The 23,913-nt window shown below is 71.6% G+C and carries 22 protein-coding genes; 14 read left to right on the top strand and 8 right to left on the bottom strand.

Going from position 1 to position 23,913, the window contains the following annotated elements:
* Nucleotides 1-408 precede the first annotated feature (408 nt).
* The 9 genes from ABZ919_RS05840 (at nt 409) to pssA (ending at nt 11,338) form a co-directional block, all read left to right on the top strand.
* Entirely contained in the window at nt 409-2,214 is a 1,806-nt protein-coding gene (locus ABZ919_RS05840) for a 3-hydroxyacyl-CoA dehydrogenase family protein (protein WP_361243215.1), read from the top strand.
* Nucleotides 2,215-2,353: 139 nt separating this feature from the next.
* Entirely contained in the window at nt 2,354-3,181 is an 828-nt protein-coding gene (locus tag ABZ919_RS05845) for a TetR family transcriptional regulator (RefSeq protein WP_361243217.1), read from the top strand.
* 430 nt (nt 3,182-3,611) lie between these two features.
* Complete coding sequence (ccrA, locus tag ABZ919_RS05850) at nt 3,612-4,949, top strand: crotonyl-CoA carboxylase/reductase (RefSeq protein WP_361243490.1); 1,338 nt, start codon at nt 3,612-3,614, stop codon at nt 4,947-4,949.
* A 9-nt stretch (nt 4,950-4,958) separates the two neighbouring features.
* Nucleotides 4,959-6,986, top strand: coding sequence for a protein meaA (locus ABZ919_RS05855; protein WP_361243219.1), 2,028 nt, complete (start codon nt 4,959-4,961; stop codon nt 6,984-6,986).
* A complete protein-coding gene (locus ABZ919_RS05860) occupies nt 6,983-7,945 on the top strand; it encodes a CoA ester lyase (protein ID WP_361243221.1) in 963 nt (320 codons plus the stop codon). Before ABZ919_RS05855 ends, ABZ919_RS05860 begins: the two co-directional genes overlap by 4 nt.
* Nucleotides 7,946-7,950: 5 nt before the next feature.
* Complete coding sequence (locus tag ABZ919_RS05865; protein WP_019757884.1) at nt 7,951-8,463, top strand: MaoC family dehydratase; 513 nt, start codon at nt 7,951-7,953, stop codon at nt 8,461-8,463.
* On the top strand, nt 8,463-9,668 hold the full coding sequence (locus ABZ919_RS05870) for an acyl-CoA dehydrogenase family protein (RefSeq protein WP_076094290.1): 1,206 nt from the start codon (nt 8,463-8,465) through the stop codon (nt 9,666-9,668). The genes ABZ919_RS05865 and ABZ919_RS05870 overlap by 1 nt, the downstream gene beginning before the upstream one ends.
* Before the next feature lie 169 nt (nt 9,669-9,837).
* Nucleotides 9,838-10,494, top strand: a complete 657-nt coding sequence (locus ABZ919_RS05875) for a phosphatidylserine decarboxylase (protein ID WP_069777828.1) — start codon at nt 9,838-9,840, stop codon at nt 10,492-10,494.
* Between the two features lie 22 nt (nt 10,495-10,516).
* On the top strand, nt 10,517-11,338 hold the full coding sequence (pssA, locus tag ABZ919_RS05880; protein WP_361243492.1) for a CDP-diacylglycerol--serine O-phosphatidyltransferase: 822 nt from the start codon (nt 10,517-10,519) through the stop codon (nt 11,336-11,338).
* Nucleotides 11,339-11,426: 88 nt separating this feature from the next.
* Here the strand turns inward: pssA and ABZ919_RS05885 are convergent, their stop codons facing one another.
* On the bottom strand, nt 11,427-12,563 hold the full coding sequence (locus tag ABZ919_RS05885; RefSeq protein ID WP_361243224.1) for a glycerate kinase: 1,137 nt from the start codon (nt 12,561-12,563) through the stop codon (nt 11,427-11,429).
* Nucleotides 12,564-12,728: 165 nt separating this feature from the next.
* Between ABZ919_RS05885 and ABZ919_RS05890 the strand changes: the two genes are divergently transcribed.
* Together ABZ919_RS05890 and ABZ919_RS05895 are read left to right on the top strand one after the other, a co-directional pair.
* Nucleotides 12,729-13,814: an ADP-ribosylglycohydrolase family protein gene (locus tag ABZ919_RS05890; protein WP_361243226.1), complete on the top strand. Its 1,086-nt coding sequence runs from the start codon at nt 12,729-12,731 to the stop codon at nt 13,812-13,814.
* A 28-nt stretch (nt 13,815-13,842) separates the two neighbouring features.
* Nucleotides 13,843-14,337, top strand: a complete 495-nt coding sequence (locus ABZ919_RS05895; protein ID WP_361243228.1) for an NUDIX hydrolase — start codon at nt 13,843-13,845, stop codon at nt 14,335-14,337.
* A gap of 239 nt (nt 14,338-14,576) precedes the next feature.
* Here the strand turns inward: ABZ919_RS05895 and ABZ919_RS05900 are convergent, their stop codons facing one another.
* A complete protein-coding gene (locus ABZ919_RS05900; RefSeq protein ID WP_361243230.1) occupies nt 14,577-15,128 on the bottom strand; it encodes an ATP-binding protein in 552 nt (183 codons plus the stop codon).
* Nucleotides 15,129-15,275: 147 nt separating this feature from the next.
* Here ABZ919_RS05900 and ABZ919_RS05905 point away from each other — a divergent pair, with 147 nt between their 5' ends.
* Together ABZ919_RS05905 and ABZ919_RS05910 are read left to right on the top strand one after the other, a co-directional pair.
* A complete protein-coding gene (locus ABZ919_RS05905; protein WP_361243232.1) occupies nt 15,276-15,875 on the top strand; it encodes a TetR/AcrR family transcriptional regulator in 600 nt (199 codons plus the stop codon).
* A gap of 86 nt (nt 15,876-15,961) precedes the next feature.
* Complete coding sequence (locus ABZ919_RS05910; RefSeq protein WP_361243234.1) at nt 15,962-16,699, top strand: Sir2 family NAD-dependent protein deacetylase; 738 nt, start codon at nt 15,962-15,964, stop codon at nt 16,697-16,699.
* 79 nt (nt 16,700-16,778) lie between these two features.
* Here the strand turns inward: ABZ919_RS05910 and ABZ919_RS05915 are convergent, their stop codons facing one another.
* The 4 genes from ABZ919_RS05915 to ABZ919_RS05930 all read right to left on the bottom strand — a co-directional run bounded on the left by ABZ919_RS05915 (nt 16,779) and on the right by ABZ919_RS05930 (nt 20,670).
* Nucleotides 16,779-17,273, bottom strand: coding sequence for a methylated-DNA--[protein]-cysteine S-methyltransferase (locus ABZ919_RS05915; RefSeq protein ID WP_361243236.1), 495 nt, complete (start codon nt 17,271-17,273; stop codon nt 16,779-16,781).
* Nucleotides 17,274-17,297: 24 nt separating this feature from the next.
* Nucleotides 17,298-18,776, bottom strand: coding sequence for a DNA-3-methyladenine glycosylase 2 family protein (locus tag ABZ919_RS05920; RefSeq protein ID WP_361243237.1), 1,479 nt, complete (start codon nt 18,774-18,776; stop codon nt 17,298-17,300).
* A gap of 182 nt (nt 18,777-18,958) precedes the next feature.
* On the bottom strand, nt 18,959-19,864 hold the full coding sequence (locus ABZ919_RS05925; protein WP_361243239.1) for a methylenetetrahydrofolate reductase: 906 nt from the start codon (nt 19,862-19,864) through the stop codon (nt 18,959-18,961).
* A 332-nt stretch (nt 19,865-20,196) separates the two neighbouring features.
* Nucleotides 20,197-20,670, bottom strand: coding sequence for a MarR family transcriptional regulator (locus tag ABZ919_RS05930; protein WP_361243494.1), 474 nt, complete (start codon nt 20,668-20,670; stop codon nt 20,197-20,199).
* Nucleotides 20,671-21,069: 399 nt separating this feature from the next.
* On the opposite strand from ABZ919_RS05930, the gene ABZ919_RS05935 reads away from it, so the two are divergent.
* Entirely contained in the window at nt 21,070-21,453 is a 384-nt protein-coding gene (locus ABZ919_RS05935) for a phenylalanine--tRNA ligase beta subunit-related protein (RefSeq protein WP_361243241.1), read from the top strand.
* A gap of 174 nt (nt 21,454-21,627) precedes the next feature.
* On the opposite strand, the gene ABZ919_RS05940 is transcribed toward ABZ919_RS05935, so the two are convergent.
* Entirely contained in the window at nt 21,628-22,137 is a 510-nt protein-coding gene (locus ABZ919_RS05940) for an O-acetyl-ADP-ribose deacetylase (protein ID WP_361243243.1), read from the bottom strand.
* Nucleotides 22,134-23,552, bottom strand: coding sequence for an NAD(P)/FAD-dependent oxidoreductase (locus ABZ919_RS05945; protein ID WP_361243245.1), 1,419 nt, complete (start codon nt 23,550-23,552; stop codon nt 22,134-22,136). Before ABZ919_RS05945 ends, ABZ919_RS05940 begins: the two co-directional genes overlap by 4 nt.
* Nucleotides 23,553-23,913: the final 361 nt, after the last annotated feature.

Genomic DNA, 23,913 nt, shown 5'->3' on the forward strand with positions numbered 1-23,913 from the left:
AAGTCCAGCGTATGCGGGTGCGCGGCCCGAGGGAGCCACATCACAAAGTCGGGTGGAGCCCAGGTCTGGCGCGCTCGTTACTCACGGGTTAAGCTCAGACGAGCGAGTTACCCACTCGCGCTTCCGCTGACGACGGTTTGGTGACGCGGCCGCCGTCAGGGGCACTCCCCGCCTTCGAGGCAGGGGGAGTTGTCGGTTCGGTACCCGTGTACCGCAGTACGACCCGGCTCCGGGACAGGGCCGGTCGGTTTCTCAGCCGTTCGCGGGCGTGTGCGCGCCCGTGGCACCGGCAGCACCGGGCGTGTGCGCTCGCAGCCCGGCAACACCCGCATCCTTCCTCGCTCCGCGGTGCGCCCTCGGCGCACCCGGCGCGCTCCTTGTCGTCACCCTCATTCCTGGAGTCCCGCGATGGCCACTCCCCTCTCCGACTCATCCCTGTCCCCGCTCAAGACGGTCGCCGTCGTCGGCCTCGGCACCATGGGCACCGGCATCACCGAGGTTCTCGCCAAGGCGGGCCGCGAGGTGATCGGCATCGACATCAGCGAGGCCCAGGCAGCGAAGTCGCTCGCCGCCCTGGAGGCCTCCACCGCCCGCAGCGTCGAGCGGGGCCGGCTCACCGACCAGGAGCGCGCCGCCGCCCTGGCCCGGGTGCGCACCGGCACCGACCTCACGGCGGCGGCCGACGCCGACCTCGTGATCGAGGTGACCCCGGAGTCGTACGACATCAAGCATCAGATCTTCCGCGAGCTGGACGGCATCGTCCGCCCCGAGGCGATCCTCGCGACCGGTACCAACGCCCTGTCCGTGACCCGCCTCGCCGCCGACTCGGCGCACCCCGAGCGCGTGCTCGGCCTGCACTTCTTCAACCCGGCGCCGGCGATGAAGCTGGTCGAGGTGGTCTCCTCGGTGCTGACCGCGCCGCAGGCCGTCGCCGCCGTCACCGACCTCGCGATCGAGCTGGGCAAGGAGCCGGTCGCGGTCGGCGACCGCCCCGGCTTCGTCGCGGACGGCCTGCTCTTCGGCTACCTGAACCAGGCCGCCGCGATGTACGAGGCACGGTACGCCTCCCGGGAGGACATCGACGCGGCGATGCGGCTCGGCTGCGGCCTGCCGATGGGTCCGCTCGCGCTGCTGGACCTGATCGGCGTCGACACCGCGCGTACGGTCCTTGAGGCCATGTACGCCGAGTCCGGCGACCGGCTGCACGCCCCGGCCCCCATCCTGAAGCAGCTCAGCGAGGCGGGCCTGACCGGCCGCAAGTCCGGGCGCGGCTTCTACACCTACGAGGCGCCGGGCAGCGCCACGGTCGTGGCGGACGTGCTGACCCCGGCGGCGGACGGCGCGACGGTCCAGGGGCGCGAAGTCCGTTCGGTGGGCGTGGCCGGCTCCGGCACGATGGCCTCCGGTATCGCCGAGGTGTTCGCCAAGGCGGGCTACGACGTCGTGCTGGCGGCCCGCAGCGAGGAGAAGGCCCAGGCGGCCAAGGCGCGGATCGGCAAGTCGCTCGCGCGTTCCGTCGACAAGGGCCGGCTGACCGCCGAGTCCGCCGCGCAGATCCTGGACCGGATCGCGCCGGCCGGGTCCTACGACGCATTCGCCGAGGTCGACCTGGCCGTCGAGGCGATCGCCGAGGACCTGGAGATCAAGCGGCAGCTGTTCGCCTCGCTGGACAAGGTCTGCAAGCCCGGGGCGATCCTCGCCACCACCACCTCCTCACTGCCCGTCGTCGCCTGCGCCCGCGCCACCTCGCGCCCGCAGGACGTGATCGGCATGCACTTCTTCAACCCGGCGCCCGCCATGAAGCTGGTCGAGGTCGTGCGGACCGTGCTGACGGCCGACGACGTCCACGCGACCGTCCGCGAGGTCTGCACCAGGATCAAGAAGCACGCGGTGGACTGCGGCGACCGGGCCGGCTTCATCGTGAACGCGCTGCTGTTCCCGTACCTCAACAACGCGATCAAGATGGTCGAGGAGCACTACGCGTCCCTGGACGACATCGACGCCGCGATGAAGCTGGGGGGCGGCTACCCGATGGGTCCCTTCGAGCTGCTGGACGTGGTCGGCCTGGACGTCTCACTGGCCATCGAGAAGGTCCTGCACCGCGAGTTCCGCGACCCGGGCCTGGCCCCGGCCCCGCTGCTGGAGCACCTGGTGGCCGCGGGCTGCCTCGGCCGCAAGACGGGCCGCGGCTTCCGCGAGTATGCCCGCCGCTGACGGCGCCGGCGACTGGCTGCACGCGGAGCCGGACTGGGGCGGACTGCTCGACCCCGCGGACGCGCCCCCGCCCCTGTGGGGCGGGGGCGGGAACCCCTCACCCGCGCACCGAACTGCACACATGCAGTACGTTCGGGTCATGTCCCAGCCCGCCAAGTCCTCACGTACACCAGCTACGCCCGACGCGCCGGAAAGTGCCGCAGGCAGTCGCGCCGCCGCCCAGCGGCTCAAGATGCGCCGGGAACTGGCGGCCGCAGCCATGGAGCTGTTCGCGACCAAGGGGTACGAGGCGACCACCGTCGACGAGATCGCGGCCGCCGCCGGCGTCGCCCGCCGCACCTTCTTCCGCCACTTCCGCTCCAAGGAAGAGGCGATCTTCCCGGACCACGACGACACGCTGATCCGCGCCGAGGCGGTCCTCAACGCCGCGCCCGCCCACGAGCACCCGCTCGACACCGTGTGCCGCGGCATCAAGGAAGTCATGAAGATGTACGCGGCCGCGCCGGAGATCTCGGTGGCCCGCTACAAGCTCACGCGCGAGGTGCCCACCCTGCGCGAGGCCGAGATCGCCTCGGTGGCCCGCTACGAACGCCTGTTCACCCGTTACCTGCTGGGCCACTTCGACGAGCACGCGCACGCCGACGACGCCAACGACGACCCGCTGCTGGCCGAGGTCGCCGCCTCCGCCGTCGTCACCGCCCACAACCACGTCCTCAGGCGCTGGCTGCGGGCGGGCGGCCAGGGCGACGTGGAGACCCAGCTGGACCACGCCTTCGCGATCGTGCGGAAGACGTTCGGCACCGGGATCGGAGCGGGGCGCGGCGCCGGGACCGCCGCGAAGCCCGCGGCAACCTCGGCGCCGGCGAGGGTCTCGGGCCACGGCGAGGTGCTCGTCACGGTCGCCCGCACCGACGCGCCGCTGGACGAGGTCATGCGGACCATCGAGCAGGCACTGAAGGAGCGCTGACCCCGCTCCACCGCTGTGATGACGGCCACCCGACCGGGTGGCCGTTTTGCCATGTCAGGCCCCGTTTTTTTAGCAGATTTCAGAGCCCGTTCGATCGATCATCGCTCATTTGTTACGTAAAGATTTCATCTGAGGCCAAGTTCTGGCACTCAGTGCCTTGTCACCTGACACGCGGTGTCATACGTTGAAGATGTCCGGGCGGCCGGCGAGCAGAGACCGTTCGCTCGCCGGCTGTCCCAGCAAGCCACGGCTTGCGCGCCCGGACGCCTGCGTCACAGGCAACCTCCCGCGCCACAAAGCGCTGCCGAAGCACCACCGAGCCGAACCGACGGCACCTTCAGAAAAACCCTCAGCAGCACTCATCGCAGCACCGACGAACCCCCAGCACCCCTCCCTCAGGGTGCTTACCGCCGGAGGCAACACCGTGACCGTGAAGGACATCCTGGACGCGATCCAGTCGAAGGACGCCACGTCCGCCGACTTCGCCGCCCTGCCGCTCCCCGACTCGTACCGCGCGATCACCGTGCACAAGGACGAGACGGAGATGTTCGCGGGCCTGCAGACCCGTGACAAGGACCCGCGCAAGTCGATCCACCTGGACGAGGTCCCGGTGCCCGAGCTGGGCCCGGGCGAGGCCCTGGTGGCCGTCATGGCCTCCTCGGTCAACTACAACTCGGTGTGGACCTCGATCTTCGAGCCGCTGTCCACGTTCGGGTTCCTGGAGCGCTACGGCCGCACCAACGAGCTTGCCAAGCGCCACGACCTGCCGTACCACATCATCGGCTCCGACCTCGCGGGCGTGGTCCTGCGCACCGGCCCCGGGGTCAACGCCTGGAAGCCCGGTGACGAGGTCGTCGCGCACTGCCTGTCCGTCGAGCTGGAGTCCTCCGACGGGCACAACGACACGATGCTCGACCCCGAGCAGCGCATCTGGGGCTTCGAGACCAACTTCGGCGGCCTCGCCGAGATCGCGCTGGTCAAGTCCAACCAGCTGATGCCGAAGCCGGACCACCTCAGCTGGGAGGAGGCCGCCGCCCCCGGCCTGGTGAACTCCACCGCCTACCGCCAGCTGGTCTCCCGCAACGGCGCCGGCATGAAGCAGGGCGACAACGTCCTCATCTGGGGCGCGAGTGGCGGCCTCGGCTCCTACGCCACGCAGTTCGCGCTGGCGGGCGGCGCCCACCCGATCTGCGTCGTCTCCAGCGAGCAGAAGGCGGACATCTGCCGCTCGATGGGCGCCGAGTCGATCATCGACCGCAACGCCGAGGGCTACAGGTTCTGGAAGGACGAGAACACCCAGGACCCGAAGGAGTGGAAGCGCTTCGGCAAGCGCATCCGCGAGCTCACCGGCGGCGAGGACATCGACATCGTCTTCGAGCACCCCGGCCGCGAGACCTTCGGCGCGAGCGTCTTCGTCACCCGCAAGGGCGGCACCATCACCACCTGCGCCTCGACCTCGGGCTACATGCACGAGTACGACAACCGCTACCTGTGGATGTCCCTGAAGCGGATCATCGGCTCCCACTTCGCGAACTACCGCGAGGCCTGGGAGGCCAACCGCCTCATCGCCAAGGGCAAGATCCACCCGACCCTCTCGAAGGTGTACTCGCTGGAGGACACCGGCCAGGCGGCCTACGACGTCCACCGCAACCTGCACCAGGGCAAGGTCGGCGTCCTGTGCCTCGCCCCCGAGGAAGGCCTCGGCGTGCGTGACGAGGAGATGCGGGCCAAGCACATCGACGCCATCAACCGCTTCCGGAACGTCTGAGAGCCATAGATGACAGAGCGTCAGAAGGACCGTCCGTGGCTCATGCGGACGTACGCCGGCCACTCCACGGCCGAGGCGTCCAACGAGCTGTACCGGCGCAACCTCGCCAAGGGGCAGACCGGTCTGTCGGTGGCGTTCGACCTGCCGACGCAGACCGGTTACGACTCCGACCACATCCTCGCCCGCGGCGAGGTCGGCCGGGTGGGCGTGCCCGTGGCCCATCTCGGCGACATGCGCAGGCTGTTCCAGGACATCCCCCTGGAGCAGATGAACACCTCGATGACGATCAACGCCACGGCGATGTGGCTGCTGGCGCTCTACCAGGTCGTCGCCGAGGAGCAGGGCGCGGACATCACCAAGCTCCAGGGCACGACCCAGAACGACATCGTCAAGGAGTACCTGTCCCGCGGGACGCACGTCTTCCCGCCGGGGCCCTCGCTCCGCCTGACGACGGACATGATCGCGTACACGGTCTCCCACATCCCGAAGTGGAACCCGATCAACATCTGCAGCTACCACCTGCAGGAGGCCGGGGCCACGCCGGTGCAGGAGATCGCGTACGCGATGTCCACCGCGATCGCCGTCCTGGACGCCGTGCGCGACAGCGGCCAGGTGCCGCAGGAGCGCATGGGTGACGTGGTCGCCCGCATCTCCTTCTTCGTGAACGCGGGCGTCCGCTTCATCGAGGAGATGTGCAAGATGCGGGCGTTCGGCCGCATCTGGGACAAGATCACCCGTGAGCGGTACGGCATCGAGGACCCCAAGCAGCGCCGCTTCCGCTACGGCGTCCAGGTCAACTCCCTCGGGCTGACCGAGGCGCAGCCGGAGAACAACGTCCAGCGGATCGTGCTGGAGATGCTGGCGGTCACCCTCTCCAAGGACGCACGCGCGCGTGCCGTGCAGCTGCCCGCCTGGAACGAGGCCCTGGGCCTGCCCCGGCCCTGGGACCAGCAGTGGTCGCTGCGCATCCAGCAGGTGCTCGCCTATGAGAGCGACCTGCTGGAGTACGAGGACATCTTCGAGGGCTCGAAGGTGATCGAGGCGAAGGTCGAGCAGCTGGTCGAGGACGTCCTAGCGGAGATCGACCGCATCCAGGAGATGGGCGGCGCGATGGCCGCCGTGGAGTCCGGCTACCTGAAGTCGCAGCTGGTCGCCTCGCACGCCGAGCGCCGGGCCCGGATCGAGTCCGGCCAGGAGAAGATCGTCGGTGTCAACATCTTCGAGGGCACCGAGCCGAACCCGCTCACGGCGGACCTGGACACCGCGATCCAGACGGTCGACCCGGCGGTCGAGGCCCGGGTCGTTGAGTCCCTGCGGCGCTGGCGGGACACCCGCTACCAGCCGCCCTTCAACCACCCGCGCCCCTGCAAGGCGCTGGAGCGACTGAAGGAGGCCGCCAAGGGCACCGACAACCTGATGGAGGCCACGCTGGAGTGCGCCCGCGCCGGGGTCACCACCGGCGAGTGGGCCGGCGCCCTGCGCGAGGTGTTCGGCGAGTACCGGGCGCCCACCGGGGTCTCCTCCGCCCCGGTGGCGGTCGCCGCCGAGGCCGGCTCGGCCCTGGGCGAGGTCCGCGCCAAGGTGGACGCCACCGCCCGCGACCTGGGCGTCGGCAAGCTGCGCTTCCTGGTCGGCAAGCCGGGCCTGGACGGTCACTCCAACGGCGCCGAGCAGATCGCCGTCCGGGCCCGCGACGCCGGCTTCGAGGTGGTCTACCAGGGCATCCGGCTCACCCCCGAGCAGATCGTGGACGCGGCGCTCGCCGAGGACGTCCACGCGGTGGGCCTGTCCATCCTGTCCGGCTCGCACGCCCAGCTGGTGCCGGACGTGCTCCAGCGCCTCCGTGTGGCCGGTGCCACAGATATACCCGTGATCGCTGGTGGCATCATCCCCAACGGGGACGCCGAGCAGCTCAGGGCCGCCGGAGTGGCCGCCGTCTTCACCCCGAAGGACTTCGACATCACCGGCATCATCGGCCGCATCGTCGACGAGATCCGGACAGCGAACAAGCTCGACCCCCTGGAGGTCCCCGCATGACGACCGTCAACCGCCTTCGCCCGCGGCGCTCCTGCCTGGCCGTACCGGGCAGCAACCCGCGCTTCCTGGAGAAGGCGCAGGGCCTGCCGGCGGACCAGGTCTTCCTGGACCTGGAGGACGCGTGCGCGCCGCTCGCCAAGCCCGAGGCGCGGCACACCATCGTCAAGTTCCTCAACGAGGGCGACTGGACGGGCAAGACGCGGGTCGTGCGCGTCAACGACTGGACGACCGAATGGACGTACCGGGACGTCGTCACGGTCGTCGAGGGCGCCGGCCAGAACCTCGACTGCATCATGCTGCCGAAGGTGCAGACGGCCCAGCAGGTGGTCGCCCTGGACCTGCTGCTGACCCAGATCGAGAAGACCATGGGCTTCGAGGTCGGCAAGATCGGCATCGAGGCGCAGATCGAGAACGCTCAGGGCCTCAACAACGTCAACGAGATCGCGCAGGCCTCCCCGCGCATCGAGACGATCATCTTCGGCCCGGCCGACTTCATGGCCTCCATCAACATGAAGTCGCTGGTCGTGGGCGAGCAGCCGCCCGGCTACCCGGCGGACGCCTACCACTACATCCTGATGAAGATCCTGATGGCCGCCCGCGCCAACAACCTCCAGGCGATCGACGGCCCCTACCTGCAGATCCGCAACGTCGAGGGCTACCGCGAGGTCGCGCAGCGCGCCGCCGCGCTCGGCTTCGACGGCAAGTGGGTGCTGCACCCGGGCCAGGTCGAGGCGTCCAACGAGATCTTCTCGCCCTCCCAGGAGGACTACGACCACGCCGAGCTGATCCTGGACGCGTACGACTACTACACGTCCGAGGCGGGCGGCAAGAAGGGCTCCGCGATGCTCGGCGACGAGATGATCGACGAGGCCAGCCGCAAGATGGCCCTCGTCATCTCGGGCAAGGGCCGGGCCGCCGGCATGCAGCGCACCAGCAAGTTCGAGATCCCGGAGGCCTGAGCGCGATGCAGTTCGGACGCACCTACGAGGAGTTCGAGGTCGGGGCGACGTACAAGCACTGGCCGGGCAAGACGGTCACGGAGTACGACGACCACCTGTTCTGTCTCCTCACCATGAACCACCACCCGCTCCACATGGACACGAACTACGCGGAGAAGACGACGGACTTCGGCAAGAACGTCGTCGTCGGGAACTACATCTACTCCCTCCTGCTCGGCATGTCCGTCCCGGACATCTCCGGCAAGGCGATCGCCAACCTGGAGATCGAGTCGCTCAAGCACGTGGCGCCGACCTTCCACGGCGACACGATCTACGGCGAGACGACCGTGCTCGACAAGTGGCCGTCGAAGTCGAAGAACGACCGCGGGATCGTCTACGTCGAGACCAAGGGCTACAAGCAGGACGGCACCCTGGTGTGCGTCTTCCGCCGCAAGGTCATGGTGCCCACCGAGACGTACATCAAGGAGCGCGGCGGCGAGCAGCCGGGCCGCCCGGAGCTGAAGCAGCAGGAGAAGTAATGGCACGCCTCGCCCAGACCGCCGGTCTGACCGACGTCCAGCAGGAGATCCTCTCCACCGTCCGGGACTTTGTCGACAAGGAGATCATTCCTGTCGCGACCGAGCTGGAGCACCGCGACGAGTACCCGCAGCAGATCGTGGACGGGCTCAAGGAGCTCGGCCTGTTCGGTCTGATGATCCCCGAGGAGTACGGCGGCCTGGGCGAGTCGCTGCTCACCTACGCGCTGTGCGTGGAGGAGATCGCCCGCGGCTGGATGTCAGTGTCCGGCATCATCAACACCCACTTCATCGTCGCGTACATGCTCAAGCAGCACGGCACGCAGGAGCAGAAGGACCACTTCCTGCCGAGGATGGCGGCCGGCGACATCCGGGGCGCCTTCTCGATGTCGGAGCCGGCCCTGGGCTCCGATGTCTCGGCGATCACGTCGAAAGCGGTCAAGGACGGCGACGAGTACGTCCTGAACGGCCAGAAGATGTGGCTGACGAACGGCGGCACGTCGTCCCTGGTGGCCGTCCTCGTCCGGAGTGACGAAGGCCACCCCGAGGGCACGGCCCCGCACAAGTCCATGACCACCTTCCTGATCGAGAAGGAGCCGGGCTTCGGTGAGGTCCGCCCGGGCCTGACCATTCCCGGCAAGATCGAGAAGATGGGCTACAAGGGCGTCGACACCACCGAGCTGATCATGGACGGCCTGCGCCTTCCGGCCGATCGGGTGCTCGGCGGCGTCACCGGCCGAGGTTTTTACCAAATGATGGACGGCGTCGAGGTCGGCCGGGTCAACGTGGCGGCGCGCGGCTGTGGCGTCGCCCAGCGCGCCTTCGAGCTCGGTGTCCAGTACGCCCAGCAGCGGCACACCTTCGGCAAGCCGATCGCCCAGCACCAGGCCATCCAGTTCAAGCTGGCGGAGATGGCCACCAAGGTCGAGGCCGCCCATGCGATGATGGTCAACGCCGCGCGCAAAAAGGACTCCGGAGAGCGAAACGACCTGGAGGCCGGGATGGCGAAGTACCTCGCCTCCGAGTACTGCAAGGAGGTCGTGGAGGACGCCTTCCGGATCCACGGCGGCTACGGCTTCTCCAAGGAGTACGAGATCGAGCGCCTGTACCGCGAGGCCCCGATGCTGCTCATCGGTGAAGGCACCGCCGAGATCCAGAAAATGATCATCGGGCGCAGGTTGCTCGAAGAGTATCGATTCCAGGGCTGATTGTCCGTATACGGGGTGTTTTCTTCGAGAAGAAGATCACACCCCGTAGACGGTCTTCGGTCGCCGACTCGTCTGGCTGGCTTGCCCAGTTGCAGCCCGCGACCGGTACGATCCCCGGAAAGCCGCCGTCCCCCGTCTTGCGCGGCATCATCCGCTACGAAGGTCATCCATGCCCCACAGCCAAACCTCTGCACCTCGCGACAGCCGAGCCGGCGTACGCCTCGCGCGCGGAGCATCGCCGTGGCTTCTCCCGACCGTCGCCACCGCAGCCCTCAGCCTGGCCCGCGCCCGCCGCTCCGGTGCGGCCCGGGCCGTGGCCGTGCCCGCCACCGCGCTCGCCGCGGGCATGCTGTGGTTCTTCCGCGACCCCGAGCGCGAGATCGGCTCCGGCCGGGTGATCTCGCCGGCCGACGGCGTGGTGCAGAGCATCATGCCGTGGAAGGACGGGCGCACCCGCGTCGCGATCTTCATGAGCCCGCTGAACGTCCACGTCAACCGCGCTCCCCTCGCGGGCACGGTGACGTCCGTCGAGCACATCCCCGGCGGCTTTGTTCCTGCTTTCAATAAGGAGAGCGAGAACAACGAGCGCGTAGTCTGGCATTTCGACACCGAACTCGGCGACATCGAGATGATCCAGATCGCCGGCGCGGTGGCCCGCCGCATCGTGCCCTACCTCCCTGAGGGCACGAAGGTCGAGCAGGGCGACCGGATCGGTCTGATCCGCTTCGGCTCGCGTGTCGACCTCTACCTGCCCGAGGGCGTGGAGGTCGCGGTCGAGGTCGGACAGAAGACCGTGGCTGGGGTGACTCGCATTGACCGTGATTGATCCGGAGACCCAGGCGGGCTGGGTGCCCGAGGCCGACGAGGTGGACGAAGAGGAGGAGATGCCCCTCTCGCTCCGCCTGTCGATAGCGGACACCCTCACCCTGGGCAACGCCACGTGCGGCTTCATGGCGGTGTACTTCACCACCACGGGCATCCTGATCCCCCACCTGACCGGGAACGACGAGTCCGCGGGCATGGCCCGGCACAGCGCCGCCACGGCCGTCATCCTGATGCTCTGCGCGGCCGTCTTCGACCTGTTCGACGGGCTGGTCGCACGGAAGCTGCGCTCCTCGCCGATGGGCGCGGAGCTGGACAACCTGTCCGACCTGATCAGCTTCGGGCTCGCGCCCGCGTACTTCGTCCTCGTCTACGGCATGGTCGCGGACGACGCGCACCAGAGAGTGGCGGCGCTCGGGGCAATCGTGGTGCTCCTGGCCGTCGTCCTGCGGCTGGCGCGCTTCTCGTGCGTGACGATGAAGGACGGCATGTTCCAGGGCATGCCGAGCCCGTTCGGCGCGCTGACGGTGGTCTCCATCGTGCTGCTGGAGCTGCCCTTCGTGGCGACGCTGCTGGCCATCCTGGGTACGGCGTGGCTGATGGTGAGCCGGGTCGAGTACCCGAAGCCGAGGGGACGCCTCGCCGGGGCCATGCTGTCCTGGATCGTCCTGTCGATGGGCCTCCTGGCGGCCTGGGCCTTCGACGCGCCCAGCGGTCAGCTGCTGCTGCAGACGGGCTGTGCGCTGCAGCTGGTCATGGGCGCGGTGATTCCGCTGTTCGCCACGGCCCGGCGCGTGAACAACTTCCGCGACAACCGGCGCGAGGCGCGGGCGGCGCAGCTGCCGTAGCCCGGCGCTTCGCCCGAGGGCCCCGGATCCGTGTCGGATCCGGGGCCCTGCGCTTGTGCGGCCGACCCGGGGCGGCACCCCAGGGACCTCAGCCCCAGTGGTCCTCAGCAATGCGCACGGCGACCCGCTCCAGGATCGGCCCCGCATCCGCGATGCACGTGGCGACATCCGGCTCGACGGAGGTCAGCGGGTACGCCCGCTCGATCCCGGCCGCCAGCAGCGCCTCCTGTGACAGGGCCAGCCTCCCGCACACCGCCACGACCGGCTTGCCCGCCGCCCGGGCCGCGGCGGCCACCCCCGCCGGCGCCTTCCCGTGCAGCGTCTGCTCGTCCAGGGAGCCCTCACCGGTGATCACGAGCCAGGCCCGCTGCAGCGCGGGCGCGAAGCCCAGGACGTCCAGCATGACCTCGATGCCGGGGCGGAAACGCGCGCCCAGCAGCAGGGCGCCGTACCCGATACCGCCCGCCGCGCCCGCGCCCGGCGCCGCCGCGTACTCGGCCGCCCGCGGCCCGGCCTCGGCCTCCAGCACCTTGGCGAAGCGGGCGAGAGCCGCGTCCAGGGTGTCGACGTCGTCCGGCGAAGCCCCCTTCTGCGGGCCGTACACCGCGGACGCGCCCTTCGGCCCGGTCAGCGGATTGTCGACGTCGCTGGCCAGCACCAGCTCCACCGAGGACAGGCGGGGGTCCAGGCCGGAGAGGTCGGCCCGGGCCAGATCGGCGAGTCCGCCGCCGCCCGGCGGCACCGGCTCACCGTCCTCGTCCAGGAACCGGGCGCCCAGCGCCGACAGCATGCCCGCGCCGCCGTCCGTCGTGGCGCTGCCGCCGACGCCGAACACGATCGTCCGCGCGCCCGCGTCGAGCGCGGCCCGCAGCAGCTCGCCGGAGCCGTACGTCGAAGCCGTCAGAGGGGCGAAGACACCGGCCGGGAGCCGCTGGAGCCCGCTCGCCTCGGCCATCTCCACGACCGCGGTGCCGCCGCGCAGCGCGAACGCGGCGGTCACCTCCCGGCCCAGTGGTCCGGCGACCCGTACCTCGCGCCGCTCGAAACCGGCCGCGACCGCGGCGTCGACGGTTCCGTCGCCGCCGTCGGCCACGGGCAGCGCCTCGATGCGAAGATCCGGCACGACCCGGCGCAGGCCGGCCGACACCCGCTCGGCGACCTGCACGGCCGTCAGCGAGCCCTTGAACTTGTCCGCGGCGATGAGCACCCGACGGGTCTCGTTCACTGCAGCGTCCGCCACCTTGCTTTCCCCTTGCTCTCCGGGCCCCGCGCACGTCGGGGCCAGTCGCGCCGCTGCGACCTTAACCGCAGGACACCCCCGTCGTCATGCCCCGACCGAAGGCTGGGAAGCTGCTGGGAACGCCCCGGGGAAAACGGGTAGACCCCAGCCATGACCAGCCAGCGCCCGCAGCCCGCTGACCGCACCGCCCTCGCCGACCGCATCCACGGCGGCTGGCTCGGCCGGATCGCGGGCAACATGCTCGGCAAGCCGGTGGAGCAGGGCGAGGTGTGGACCCGCGAGCGCATCGACCGCTATCTGCGGCGGGCCGAGGCGCTGCCGCTCACCGACTACCTGCCCGAGCCCGCCGACCCGGCCGAGACGGCCGTACTGCGCCCGGAGTGGCGCCAGTGCGTGCGCGGCCGGATCCACGGCAGCGTGCGCGACGACGACGTCGACTACGCGATCCTCGGCCTGCACCTGCTGGAGACGCACGGCTTCGGGTTCAGCACCGAGCAGGTCGGCGACCTGTGGCTGCTCCGGCTGCCGTACCTGCAGACGTTCACCGCGGAACGGGCGGCGTACCGCAACCTCGCGAACGGTATGAAGCCGCCGCTGACGGCGACGTACGACAACCCGTACCAGGAGTGGATCGGCGCGCTGATCCGCGCCGACGTCCACGGCTGGGCCCGCCCCGGCGACCCGGCCGGTGCCGCCGGTCTGGCCCGCCGGGACGCGGTGCTGTCGCACACCGGGAACGGCGTGTACGGCGCGATGTGGGCGGCGGCGCTGGTCTCGGCGGCGTTCACCGCGCGGACCGTGCAGGACGCGCTGGAGAGGGCGCTCGGCGTGATCCCGGCGAGCAGCCGGCTCGCCCGTGCCGTACGGCGGGTCATGACCCTGCACGAGACGCGGCTGCCCTGGGAGGAGACCCTGGCCACGCTGGCCGCCGAGACGTCCGGGCTCGGCTGGATCCACACCGTGCCGAACGCCGCCGTCCTGACCGCCGGGCTGCTGTACGGCGACGGCGACTTCACCCGGACCGTCGCGCTGACCGTGCGCGGCGGCCTGGACACCGACTCCAACGGGGCGACCGCCGGCTCGGTGGCCGGCGTCCTCGTCGGCGCGGACGCCATCCCCGCCCAGTGGAAGGACCCACTGGAGGACACCGTACGGAGCGCGGTGTTCGGGTTCGACGGAGTACGGATCAGTGCGCTGGCCGAACGCACCCTGCGCCTGGCGACGGCCGGCCTGTAGCCGCACCGGGCCTGGTTACCCTTCCCCAATGACCACGACTCCTGACTTCGCCACGTACATCGCGAGCCTGCCCCGCGTCCTCGCCGGTGCCGCCGCGCTCTTCCGGGACACCGAGGGACGCGTGCTGCTGGTCGAGCCGAACTACCGCGAGGGCTGGGCGCTTCCGGGCGGCACGATCGAGTCGGACGACGGGGAGACCCCGCGCCAGGGCGCCCGCCGGGAGACGCTGGAGGAGATCGGGCTCGACCGGGAGCTCGGCCGGCTGCTGGCGGTGGACTGGGTGCACGGCGCGGGCCGGCCGCCGCTGGTCGCGTACCTCTACGACGGCGGTGTCCTGACGGACGCCGACCTCAAAGCGATCCGTCTGCAGGAGGAGGAGCTGCTCTCCTGGCGCCTGGTCCCCCGCGAGGAGATCACCGACCACCTGCCCGGCGCCCTCGGCCGCCGCGTCCTGACCGCCCTGGACGTCCTCACCGACACCTCCGGCACGGCGGAACTGGAGAACGGCCACCGGGTCGCCTGACCCCGGTACGGCTTCTGCGTCGTGCCGACGGGGGCCGCGACGCTGCTGCGGCTGCGGCCTGTGATCCGGTGCGGCTGCGGCCTGGTGCGGTTGCGGCCTGCGGTCCGGCGTGTCGCGGGCGGGGACGAGTGGCACCGGCCCCGGCCGCGGGCGACATGGCCGCCGCGCGGTGGGCGTGACCGCGCCGAGCGCCGTCGTTGGCGGGCGCCGGAGGGCCTGGTCGACCCTCCGGGCGTCCCTCACGCGTTCCCGGCGCTGCCCGGAGCGGGGGACTGCAGTTCGAACCAGATGGTCTTGCCCGTGGCGGTCCGTGTGTTGCCCCAGGCGTCCGCGAGCAGGTCGAGGAGTTCCGTTCCGCGCCCGCCCTCCGCGTCGGTGTCGGCGACGCTGCGCAGGGGGCCGGCGGGCTCGGTGTCCTCGACCTCGCACGCCAGGCGGGAGTCACGCACCCGCAGGTTGAGCCTGAGCGGTCCGCGGGTGTGGCGCAGGGCGTTGGTGACCACCTCGCTGACCAGCAGCTCGGCGGTGTCGGCCAGATCGGTCAGTGCCCAGTCGCCCAGCTGCGCGGTGACCAGCCGCCGGGCTCGGCCCGCCGAGGTCAGATCCCGCTGCAGCGGCCAGGAGGCGTCCCAGGCCGTGGCGCGGCCACGGGGCGCGTCCAGCGGTCGTACGGGTGCGAGCGCACGGGACCACAGGGCCCACTGACGGGTGGCCCAGGAGAGGCCGCCTTCGCGGGAGGACCGATCTGCACCGCCCGGGGTGACGGTGCGGCCGATGGCGCGGCTGGCCATGGGAATCAGTCCTTCCTGAGCAAACCATGCATGTAGCGGTCGCTACACCTCCAATATAGACGTAGCGAGTGCTACGGTAAACACCTACCTAAAAGTTTTATATCGGACGTAAAGGACCCGCTGTCCGCCACCGCCCCCAGGAGCCCCATGCCTCGCCCGCCCGACCCGGCCAAACGACGGGACCTGCTGGACCGGGTTCGCGCCTACGTCCTGCACAACGGTCTGTCGGATCTCTCCCTGCGCCCCCTCGCCCGAGAACTGGGCACCAGCGACCGCATGCTGCTGTACTACTTCGGCTCCAAGGAACGCCTCGTCGCCGAGGCCCTCGCCGTCTACGAACGCCGGCCCCTCCGGCGCAGCCGCGAACTGCTCGAGACCCTGGGCTCACCGACGGACGCACCGGGCCTGCGCCGCTTCATGGAGGAGGTGTGGCGCCAGTTCAGCGACCCCGACGTACGCGCCTCGCTCCCCCTCTATCTCGAGATCATGAGCGTCAGCGTCCTTCATCCGGACCGCTACGGGCCCGTCGTCCACGACATCATCACGGAATGGACGGACCTGCTGACCCGGGTCTTCCGCGATCTCGGCATGACCCGGGAGCGGGCCCAGACCCAGGCCGCCCTCCTGTCCGGCGCCTCCTTCGGCCTGATGATCACCCCGCTGGCCACCGGCGACTGGGACCGGGCCGACAAGGCCTTCCACGCCCTCCTCGACGCCCTCGAACCCGGATGGCACGCCACGCCGTGAGGCACCGCGCCGACCGAGGGCGCCCCGGCCCGGGCGCACCTGATATCCGTTCGCCTCCGCTCGCGCAGGCGTCCTACTCTCGGCCCATGAACAAGCCTCTCGTCGCCGTCCTGAGTGGCGCAGGTATCTCCACCGATTCCGGGATCCCCGATTACCGCGGGCCGAACGGGCTGTGGCGGCGGGATCCCGAGGCCGAGAAACTCGTCACGTACGAGTACTACATGGCGGATCCGGAGATCCGGCGGCGGTCCTGGCAGATGCGGAGCAAGAACCGCACGCTCATGGCCGAGCCGAACGCCGCCCACCGGGCCGTGGCCGAGCTGGAGAGGTCCGGCACGCCGGTGCGGGTGATCACGCAGAACGTGGACGGGCTGCACCAGCTCGCCGGGATGCCCGACCGGAAGGTGCTCGAACTGCACGGCAGCGCCCGCAGTGTCGTGTGCACCCGGTGCCATGCGCGCGGACCGATGGAGGACGCCCTCGCCCGGGTGGACGCCGGCGAGGAGGACCCGGCCTGCCTGGCCTGCGGGGGGATCCTGAAGTCGGCGACCGTGATGTTCGGCGAACGGCTCGATCCCCTGGTCCTCGGCCAGGCCGTGGCGATCAGCAAGGCGTGCACCCTGTTCATCGCCGTCGGCAGCAGCCTGCAGGTGCAGCCCGCCGCCGGCCTGGTCGGCGTCGCCGCGGACCACGGTGCCCACCTGATCGTCGTCAACGCGGAGCCGACGCCGTACGACGAACTGGCCCACGAGGTCATCCGGGAACCGATCGGCACCGTGCTGCCCGAGCTGCTGCACACGGTGCGCGGTGCAGGCACCGACTAGAACCTGGGGCACCGAAGGAATGAGCACCGCACGGTGCTCATCGGGTGACGGTGGCGGGTGGCAGGTGGCGGGTGGCAGGTCATGACGCGAACAGCGCCGCTCCCCGTTCGAGGTCCAGCAGGCGGCGCTTGCGGTCCAGGCCGCCGCCGTAGCCGGTGAGGTCGCCGCTCGCGCCGATGACGCGGTGGCAGGGGACGACGATGCCGACGGGGTTGCGGCCGTTGGCGAGACCGACCGCGCGGGAGGCCCGGGGACTGCCGAGGGCGTCGGCGAGCTGGCCGTAGGTGCGGGTCTCGCCGTACGGGATGCGGGTGAGCTGTTCCCAGACGCTGCGCTGGAACGGCGTTCCTTTCAGGGCGAGTTGGAGGGTGAACCGCGTCAGCTCGCCCGCGAAGTACGCCGACAGTTCTTCCTCGGCGGCGGCGAAGCAGGACAGGCCGTCGTCGCGGAGGCCGAAGGTCTCCTCGGGCGGGCGGTGGCGCTGGCCGGCCATGTACAGGCCGCACAGAGCGCCGTCGGCGTCGGCGACCAGGGTGAGGGGGCCGTAGGGACTGTCGGTCACGGTGTACGTCACGGAGGGAACCTTCTCGGTCGGGCCCTACACGGGCACGAAGTTGATCGGGTGGCTGTCGGTCGCCCACAGGTACTGCACGGCGTACGCCCGCCAGGGCCGCCAGACCTCGGCGCGTGCGGTCAGCGCGGCCGGGGTGGAGGGCAGGCCCAGCTCCCCCGCCGCGCGCCGGATGCCGAGGTCGGTGGGGAGGAAGGCGTCGGGGTCGCCGAGGGCGCGCATGGCGATGACGTCGGCCGTCCAGGGCCCGAAGCCGGGCAGGGAGAGCAGACGGGCGCGGGCTTCCGCCCAGTCGGACTCGACTCCCAGGTGGAGGGTGCCGTCGGCGAGTTCGCGGACGAGGGTGGTGAAGGTGGTGCGCCGGGTGCGGGGCATCGCCAGCGTCTCGGGATCGACGGCGGCGAGCGCATCGGTGGACGGGAAGAGGTGGGTGAGACCGCCCTCGGGGTCGTCGAGGGGCTTGCCGTGCGCCGCGACCAGGCGGGCTGCGTGGGTGCGGGCGGCGACGGTGGACACCTGCTGGCCGAGTACGGCGCGGACGGCGAACTCGGCCTCGTCGACCGTGCGTGGCACCCGGCGGCCCGGGGCCCGGTCGACGAGGGGCGCGAGCAGCGGGTCGGTGCGCAACCGGTCGTCCACGGCGACGGGGTCGGCGTCCAGGTCGAGCAGGCGGCGGCAGCGGCTGATCGCCACGGGCAGGTCGCGCAGGTCGCTCAGGGTGAGGCGGCAGGCGATGTGGTCGGCACGCGGGGCGAGCGAGACGAGCCCGTGGCCGTACGGCAGCCGCAGCGTGCGCCGGTAGGCGCCGTCACGCCACTCCTCCACGCCGGGTACGGCCGTGGCGGCGAGGTGGCCGAACAGGTTGGAGGGGTTGAGCGGGGCACGGAACGGCAGCCGCAGGCTGAGCCCGCCGGGGGTACCGGCCCCGGTCTTCGGCGCGCGGGCGCGCAGCTCGCTCGGGGTGAGGGCGAAGACCTCACGGACGGTGTCGTTGAAGGTGCGGATGGAGGAGAAACCGGCCGCGAAGGCGATCTCCGCCATGGGCAGCGCGGTGGTCTCGATGAGCAGCCGCGCGGTCTGGGCGCGCTGGGCCCGGGCCAGCGCGAGGGGGCCGGCGCCCAGTTCGGCGAGCAGCTGCCGCTCGACCTGGCGGGTGCTGTAGCCGAGCCGGGCGGCGAGTCCGGGCACGCCCTCGCGGTCCACGACACCGTCGGCGACCAGCCGCATGGCGCGGGCCACCAGGTCGGCGCGCTGGTTCCACTCCGGGGAGCCGGGGCTGGTGTCCGGGCGGCAGCGCTTGCAGGCCCGGAACCCGGCCTGCTGGCAGGCGGCCGCGCTCGGGTAGAACGTCATGTTCTCCGGCTTGGGCGGGACGACGGGACAGCTGGGCCGGCAGTAGATCCGGGTGGTCAGGACGGCCGTGAAGAACCATCCGTCGAACCGCGCGTCCTTGGACTGCACGGCGCGTACGCAGTGTTCCCGGTCGAGGTGCGTCGCTGTCTGCATGTGTCCAGCATCGTCCACCCGGGGTGGCGGACGCTGGCGGAAATCCGACACCAGCGTCCACCGGCCTGCGGAAGCCCCGCGCTGCGTCCCCGGCCGCGGCGCCGGACGCGGGAGCGGCTGCTGCCGCTCTCCGTGGTCGGCGGCCCGCGCCCGCGCGACGCGACGGCCCGGCGTCCTGCGGATCACGCTCCGGCGGGCCGTCCAGACTCCCCTGGGGTCCGGGCGGTGGCCCGGCGGAACCCGGTGACCCACTCGGCGGTGTGGCGGAGTCCGCCGAACGTGTAGAAGTGCACCTTGACGGCGCCGTGCCGTTCGGGGTCGTAGCGGTGCGCGAGCTGGTCCAGGAAGCGGTCCGGGCCGGTCGTGCCCATGAGGTTGGTCAGCGAGAAGCCGTACTTGCGGGCGACGGAGGCGCTGGTCGCGACGCCGAACCGGGTGGCGTAGCCCAGCAGCCTGCGGACGCCCGCCGGCCCGGGCACGCCGATGCGGACGGGCAGGTGCACGCCCCGGGCGCGGGCCTGCTCCAGCCAGGTGAGGACGGGTTCGACGTCGAAGCCGAACTGGGTGATGACGTCGCCGCCGAACCGGTGCGCCGCGATGGCGGCCGCCTTGTCGGTGAGCGCCGACCACAGCGTGCCGTCGGCTATGGCAGGGTGGCCCTCCGGGTAGCCGCTGACGCCGATGTGCCGGACGCCGTGGCGCTGGAGCAGTCCGGTGCGCAGGACCGCGAGGGCATCCTCGTAGGGCCCCTCGGGCCGGGCGGGGTCGCCGCCGACGACGAAGACGTGCTCGGCGGTGCCGTCCGCGGCCAGCCCGGACAGGAACTCCTCCAGGGCCGCACGGGAGGGCAGGCGGCGTGCTGAGATGTGGGGGACGGGGACGAATCCGAGCCGCTTGACCGCGCGGGCGGCGGCCAGCCGCATGCCGAGGTCCTCTCCGGCGAGGAAGGTGATGTTGATCCGGGTGCCCCGCGGGATGCTGCCCTGCGCCTCCTGGAGCCGGGGCACGTCCTTGCCGGTCATCTCTAGCGAGAAGTCGTCCAGCAGAGCGGCACCGACCGCCGGGGTGAGGGTGAGAGCGGGGTTCATCGTGCTCCTCGTACGACGGCGTGCGTGACCCCGGCCGATGATGTCACGCGGGACGCCGGCGCCCCGGTCCGGGGGCCTGTCGGCTCTCCGGCCGTCCGCGCGGAGCGCGTCTTCGACGGGTGCGAGGACGATCGCTGGGCGACGGGACCGTACGTGACCGAGCTCGGCGCCGCCGTCGGGGAGCGGCGGCGCCGCGAGGGGCCCGTGCCGAGGGCGTACGACCGTTCGCCGGGGTTCGCCGGGGAACGGGTCCGGCTCACCGGGTGGGCCCTTGCCGCGGGCGCGCGGGTGTACTGCTGGACGTCCCTGTGGGCACGCCGGGCCATGGATCCCTACGGCGCAGGGTTGAGCGGATCGTCGACCACGCCGGCCAGGCGGCCCGCCTCCGCGGAAGGGGCGAGACCGGGGTCGATCTCGCCCGCGGCGGCCGTCAGCGCGGTGAGCGCCGGGAGCAGGCCGGCGCGCTCCCGGGCGGGCAGCCGCTCGACCAGGATCCGGATCTCCGCTCGACGGTGACTCAGCACGCGCCCCACCAGTTCCTCGCCGGCCGGGGTGAGCCGGAGGACGACCTCTCGCCGGTTGTCCGGGTTGACCCGCCGGTCGATGAGCCCCTGGGCCTCCAGGCGCTCGGCCATGCGCAGCGCGGTGGACGGCGTGACGCCCAGCGTGGCGGCCATGGCGGCCAGTTTGATCGGCCCACAAGTGTGCAGGGCGACCAGGGAGCGCAGCTGAGGCAGGGTCAGCGGCACGTCGACGGAGGCGAGGGCCCGGGCGGACAGCGCGACGACCAGCCGGGAGGCGGCCATCACGGCGACGGTGACCTCCTCGGCCTCCCGGTCCAGCGCCTCGTCCTCGGACGGCGCACTCCCCGGTGCCGTGTCGCGCTGCGGGCCGCTGTCCTGCTCGGCCATGGCTTCCTCGCTCCCCATGCCCCTGTCCACGTTCCCCTTCCCCCGTCCCCCTTCACCTGTCCGCGGTGCGTAGCCACGCTCGCCTGGCCACGTCCGCCTGGCCACGATCCGGACACCACCGGTCACCCCCGGTGATCATTGCAGAATGCAATAGTAAGCTGAGGGTCACCGGACCGAGCGACCGAGCGGGCACGACGGATCCGGTGCCGAAGGTGATGACGATGACCTCCGAGCCGATACCCGAAGCCTATTCCTTCGTGTGCCTGCGCTGCGGGCACGCCTGGCGCGCTGTCGGTGGCGTACGCCGTCCCGGTGGCGGTCCTCGACGTCGACCGGATCACCGGTCCGCTGCTGGAGGTGCGGCCGGCCGGCGGCGACGAGCCGTACACGGCGTTCGGCGGGGCCGTGGAGCATCCCGCGCCCGGCGAGGTGACCTTCGTCGACTCCGCGGAACGCGCGCACGCCCGCCGCTGGACCCACCGGCAGAGCGGCCACTCGGCGGTCGGCGAACACACCCGCCGGGTGCTGGTGGTGGCCGAGGCCATGCACGAAGGCGGCGCGGAGATCGTGCCCGAGCTGCTGAAGACGGTCGGGGCGGAGGTGGCGGCCCACTGGGGAGCCGTCACGGAGGCGGCCGTGCTCACCCGGGCGGCGCCGGAGTTCGCCTTCGGCGACTGACCCGGACCGTGGCAGCGGGTACAGGGCGGAGAGGGAAGGGGAGGGAGAGGGAAGGGGAGGGAGAGGGGAGGGAATGGTGAGCGCGGGGTGCCGCCCGTCTCGCGCCGACCGGCGGGCCACGGCGCGGACTTGCCGCAGCCGGCGGCCGGTGACCTGCCCGCGCGCGGAAGTAGCTCAGCCGACCTGCCGGGCGAAAGCGTCGTACGCGCGCTCGTCGAAGAGGACGAACCGCACCTCCTCGACCGCCGTCGCCGCCTGCCGCACCGCCTCCACGGCGATCCGGGCCGCGTCGTCCATCGGCCACCGGTACACCCCGGTGGAAACGGCCGGGAACGCGACCGTGCGGGCGCCGAGTTCGTCGGCGACCTGGAGGGACTCGCGGTAGCAGGAGGCCAGCAGGGCGGAGCGATCCTCGCTCTGGCTGTACACCGGGCCCACCGTGTGGATGACCCAGCGGGCGTCGAGCGCGCCCGCCGTCGTGGCGACCGCCCGACCGGTGGGCAGGCCCTTGCCGTACCGGGAGGCACGCAGGGCGCGGCACTCCTCGAGGATGGCGGGGCCACCGCGGCGGTGGATGGCGCCGTCGACGCCTCCGCCGCCGAGGAGGGAGGAGTTGGCCGCGTTGACGATCGCGTCGGCGCTCTGCCGGGTGATGTCGCCCTGCACGAGGGTGATGCGGGTCATGTCTGCCTCAGTCTCCGCCAGACGGCCTTGGCCGCGTTGTGCCCCGACATTCCGTGCACGCCGGGTCCCGGAGGGGTGGCCGAGGAGCAGATGAAGACGGCCGGGTGCGGGGTGTGGTACGGGAACAGGGAGAGTCTGGGGCGCAGCAGCAGCTGGAGTCCGGACGCCGCGCCGCAGGCGATGTCGCCGCCCACATAGTTGGCGTTGTGGGCGGCCAGTTCGGCGGGGCCGGCGACGGCGCGGGCGAGGACGCGGTCGCGGAAGCCGGGGGCGAAGCGCTCCAGTTGGCGTTCCATCGCGTCGGTCAGGTCACCGGACCAGCCGTTGGGGACATGGCCGTACGCCCAGAAGACGTGCTTGCCCTCGGGGGCGCGGGTCGGGTCGACGACGCTGGGCTGCACGGTGATCAGGAAGGGGCGGCCGGGGGCGCGGCCCTCCCGGGAGGCGGCGCGCAGGGCGGTGCCGATCTCGGCCTGGCTCGCGCCGATCTGCACGGTCGTCGCGGCGTGAGCCTCGGGCGCGGTCCAGGGCACGGGGCCGTCGAGCGCGTAGTCGATCTTGAAGACGCTCGGGCCGTAGCGGTAGTGCGCGTAGTGGTCGCCGAAGCCGGCGATGCGGGCGAGCGCGGTGGGCGAGGTGTCGAAGACGTACGCGCGCGCGGGCGGCAGGTCGTCCAGGCGCTTGACCTCGTAGTCGGTGTGCACGGCGCCGCCGAGGTCCTTCAGATATCCGGCGAGGGCGTCGGAGATCGCCTGCGAGCCGCCGCGGGGCACCGGCCAGCCGCGGGCGTGCGCGGCCAGGGCGAAGACAAGACCGACGGCGCCCGTGGCGAGGCCGTTCAGCGGCGCGATCACATGGGCGACCAGGCCCGCGAACAGGGCCTTGGCCCGCTCGTCCTTGAAGCGGCGCATCAGCCATGTGGACGGTGGCAGCCCGGCCAGGCCGAAGCGGGCCAGGGTGACGGGGTCGCGCGGCAACGCGCTCAGCGGCAGGGACATGAAGTCCCCGACCAGGGTGTCCCAGTGGGCGAGGAACGGCTCGACCAGCCTCCGGTACGCGCCCGCGTCGCGCGGTCCGAACGAGGCGGCCGTCTCGGCCACCGAACGGGACAGCACGGCCGCGGAGCCGTCGGGGAACGGATGCGCCATCGGCAACCGGGCGTGCAGCCACTGCAGACCGTAACGGTCGAGGGGCAGGGCCCGGAACGCCGGTGAGTTGATGCCGAGGGGGTGGGCGGCCGAGCACGGGTCGTGCCGGAAGCCGGGGAGGGTCAGTTCCTCGGTGCGGGCGCCGCCGCCCACGGTGGACTTCGCCTCGAACAGCGCGACGGAGAAGCCGCGGCGGGCCAGCTCCACGGCAGCGGTCAGTCCGTTCGGTCCCGCACCCACCACGACCGCATCGAGCATCGACGGCACCTTCGGACCCCTTCGTCAGCCGATGGCCACTCAGGATCAGGATATGCCGCAGGACTGACGCTCCCCGGGCCGGGTGGCCCGGCGGCGAGGTGGCCTGGCGGCGGGGCGGCCTGCCAGCCGGGTGGCCCTCCAGCCGGGTGGCCCGGCGGGATGGGCCGGTGGCCGGTGGCCCGGCGGGACGCGTCGGTGGCTGGGGCCCGGCAACCGAACGGCCCCCCGTGGGTGTGGCCCCCTGGTGGCAGGTGGGATCCATGGCCCGGTGGGTGAGCCCGCGGACGCGGATCCCGTGGGTGAACCCGCGGACGCGGATCCCGTGGGTGAACCCGCGGACGCAGATCCCGTGGGTGAACCCGCGGACGCG

The sequence above is a fragment of the Streptomyces sp. NPDC046759 genome (genome assembly GCF_040645475.1).
Taxonomy (GTDB): domain Bacteria; phylum Actinomycetota; class Actinomycetes; order Streptomycetales; family Streptomycetaceae; genus Streptomyces.

Bases quoted from the DNA above. Each gene is read 5' to 3' on its own strand.
- ABZ919_RS05840 (WP_361243215.1), top strand. From the start codon at position 409: ATGGCCACTCCCCTCTCCGACTCATCCCTGTCCCCGCTCAAGACGGTC.
- ABZ919_RS05845 (WP_361243217.1), top strand. From the start codon at position 2,354: ATGTCCCAGCCCGCCAAGTCCTCACGTACACCAGCTACGCCCGACGCG.
- ABZ919_RS05855 (WP_361243219.1), top strand. From the start codon at position 4,959: ATGACAGAGCGTCAGAAGGACCGTCCGTGGCTCATGCGGACGTACGCC.
- ABZ919_RS05860 (WP_361243221.1), top strand. From the start codon at position 6,983: ATGACGACCGTCAACCGCCTTCGCCCGCGGCGCTCCTGCCTGGCCGTA.
- ABZ919_RS05865 (WP_019757884.1), top strand. From the start codon at position 7,951: ATGCAGTTCGGACGCACCTACGAGGAGTTCGAGGTCGGGGCGACGTAC.
- ABZ919_RS05870 (WP_076094290.1), top strand. From the start codon at position 8,463: ATGGCACGCCTCGCCCAGACCGCCGGTCTGACCGACGTCCAGCAGGAG.
- ABZ919_RS05875 (WP_069777828.1), top strand. From the start codon at position 9,838: ATGCCCCACAGCCAAACCTCTGCACCTCGCGACAGCCGAGCCGGCGTA.
- ABZ919_RS05890 (WP_361243226.1), top strand. From the start codon at position 12,729: ATGACCAGCCAGCGCCCGCAGCCCGCTGACCGCACCGCCCTCGCCGAC.
- ABZ919_RS05895 (WP_361243228.1), top strand. From the start codon at position 13,843: ATGACCACGACTCCTGACTTCGCCACGTACATCGCGAGCCTGCCCCGC.
- ABZ919_RS05900 (WP_361243230.1), bottom strand. From the start codon at position 15,128: ATGGCCAGCCGCGCCATCGGCCGCACCGTCACCCCGGGCGGTGCAGAT.
- ABZ919_RS05905 (WP_361243232.1), top strand. From the start codon at position 15,276: ATGCCTCGCCCGCCCGACCCGGCCAAACGACGGGACCTGCTGGACCGG.
- ABZ919_RS05910 (WP_361243234.1), top strand. From the start codon at position 15,962: ATGAACAAGCCTCTCGTCGCCGTCCTGAGTGGCGCAGGTATCTCCACC.
- ABZ919_RS05920 (WP_361243237.1), bottom strand. From the start codon at position 18,776: ATGCAGACAGCGACGCACCTCGACCGGGAACACTGCGTACGCGCCGTG.
- ABZ919_RS05925 (WP_361243239.1), bottom strand. From the start codon at position 19,864: ATGAACCCCGCTCTCACCCTCACCCCGGCGGTCGGTGCCGCTCTGCTG.
- ABZ919_RS05930 (WP_361243494.1), bottom strand. From the start codon at position 20,670: ATGGCCGCCTCCCGGCTGGTCGTCGCGCTGTCCGCCCGGGCCCTCGCC.
- ABZ919_RS05940 (WP_361243243.1), bottom strand. From the start codon at position 22,137: ATGACCCGCATCACCCTCGTGCAGGGCGACATCACCCGGCAGAGCGCC.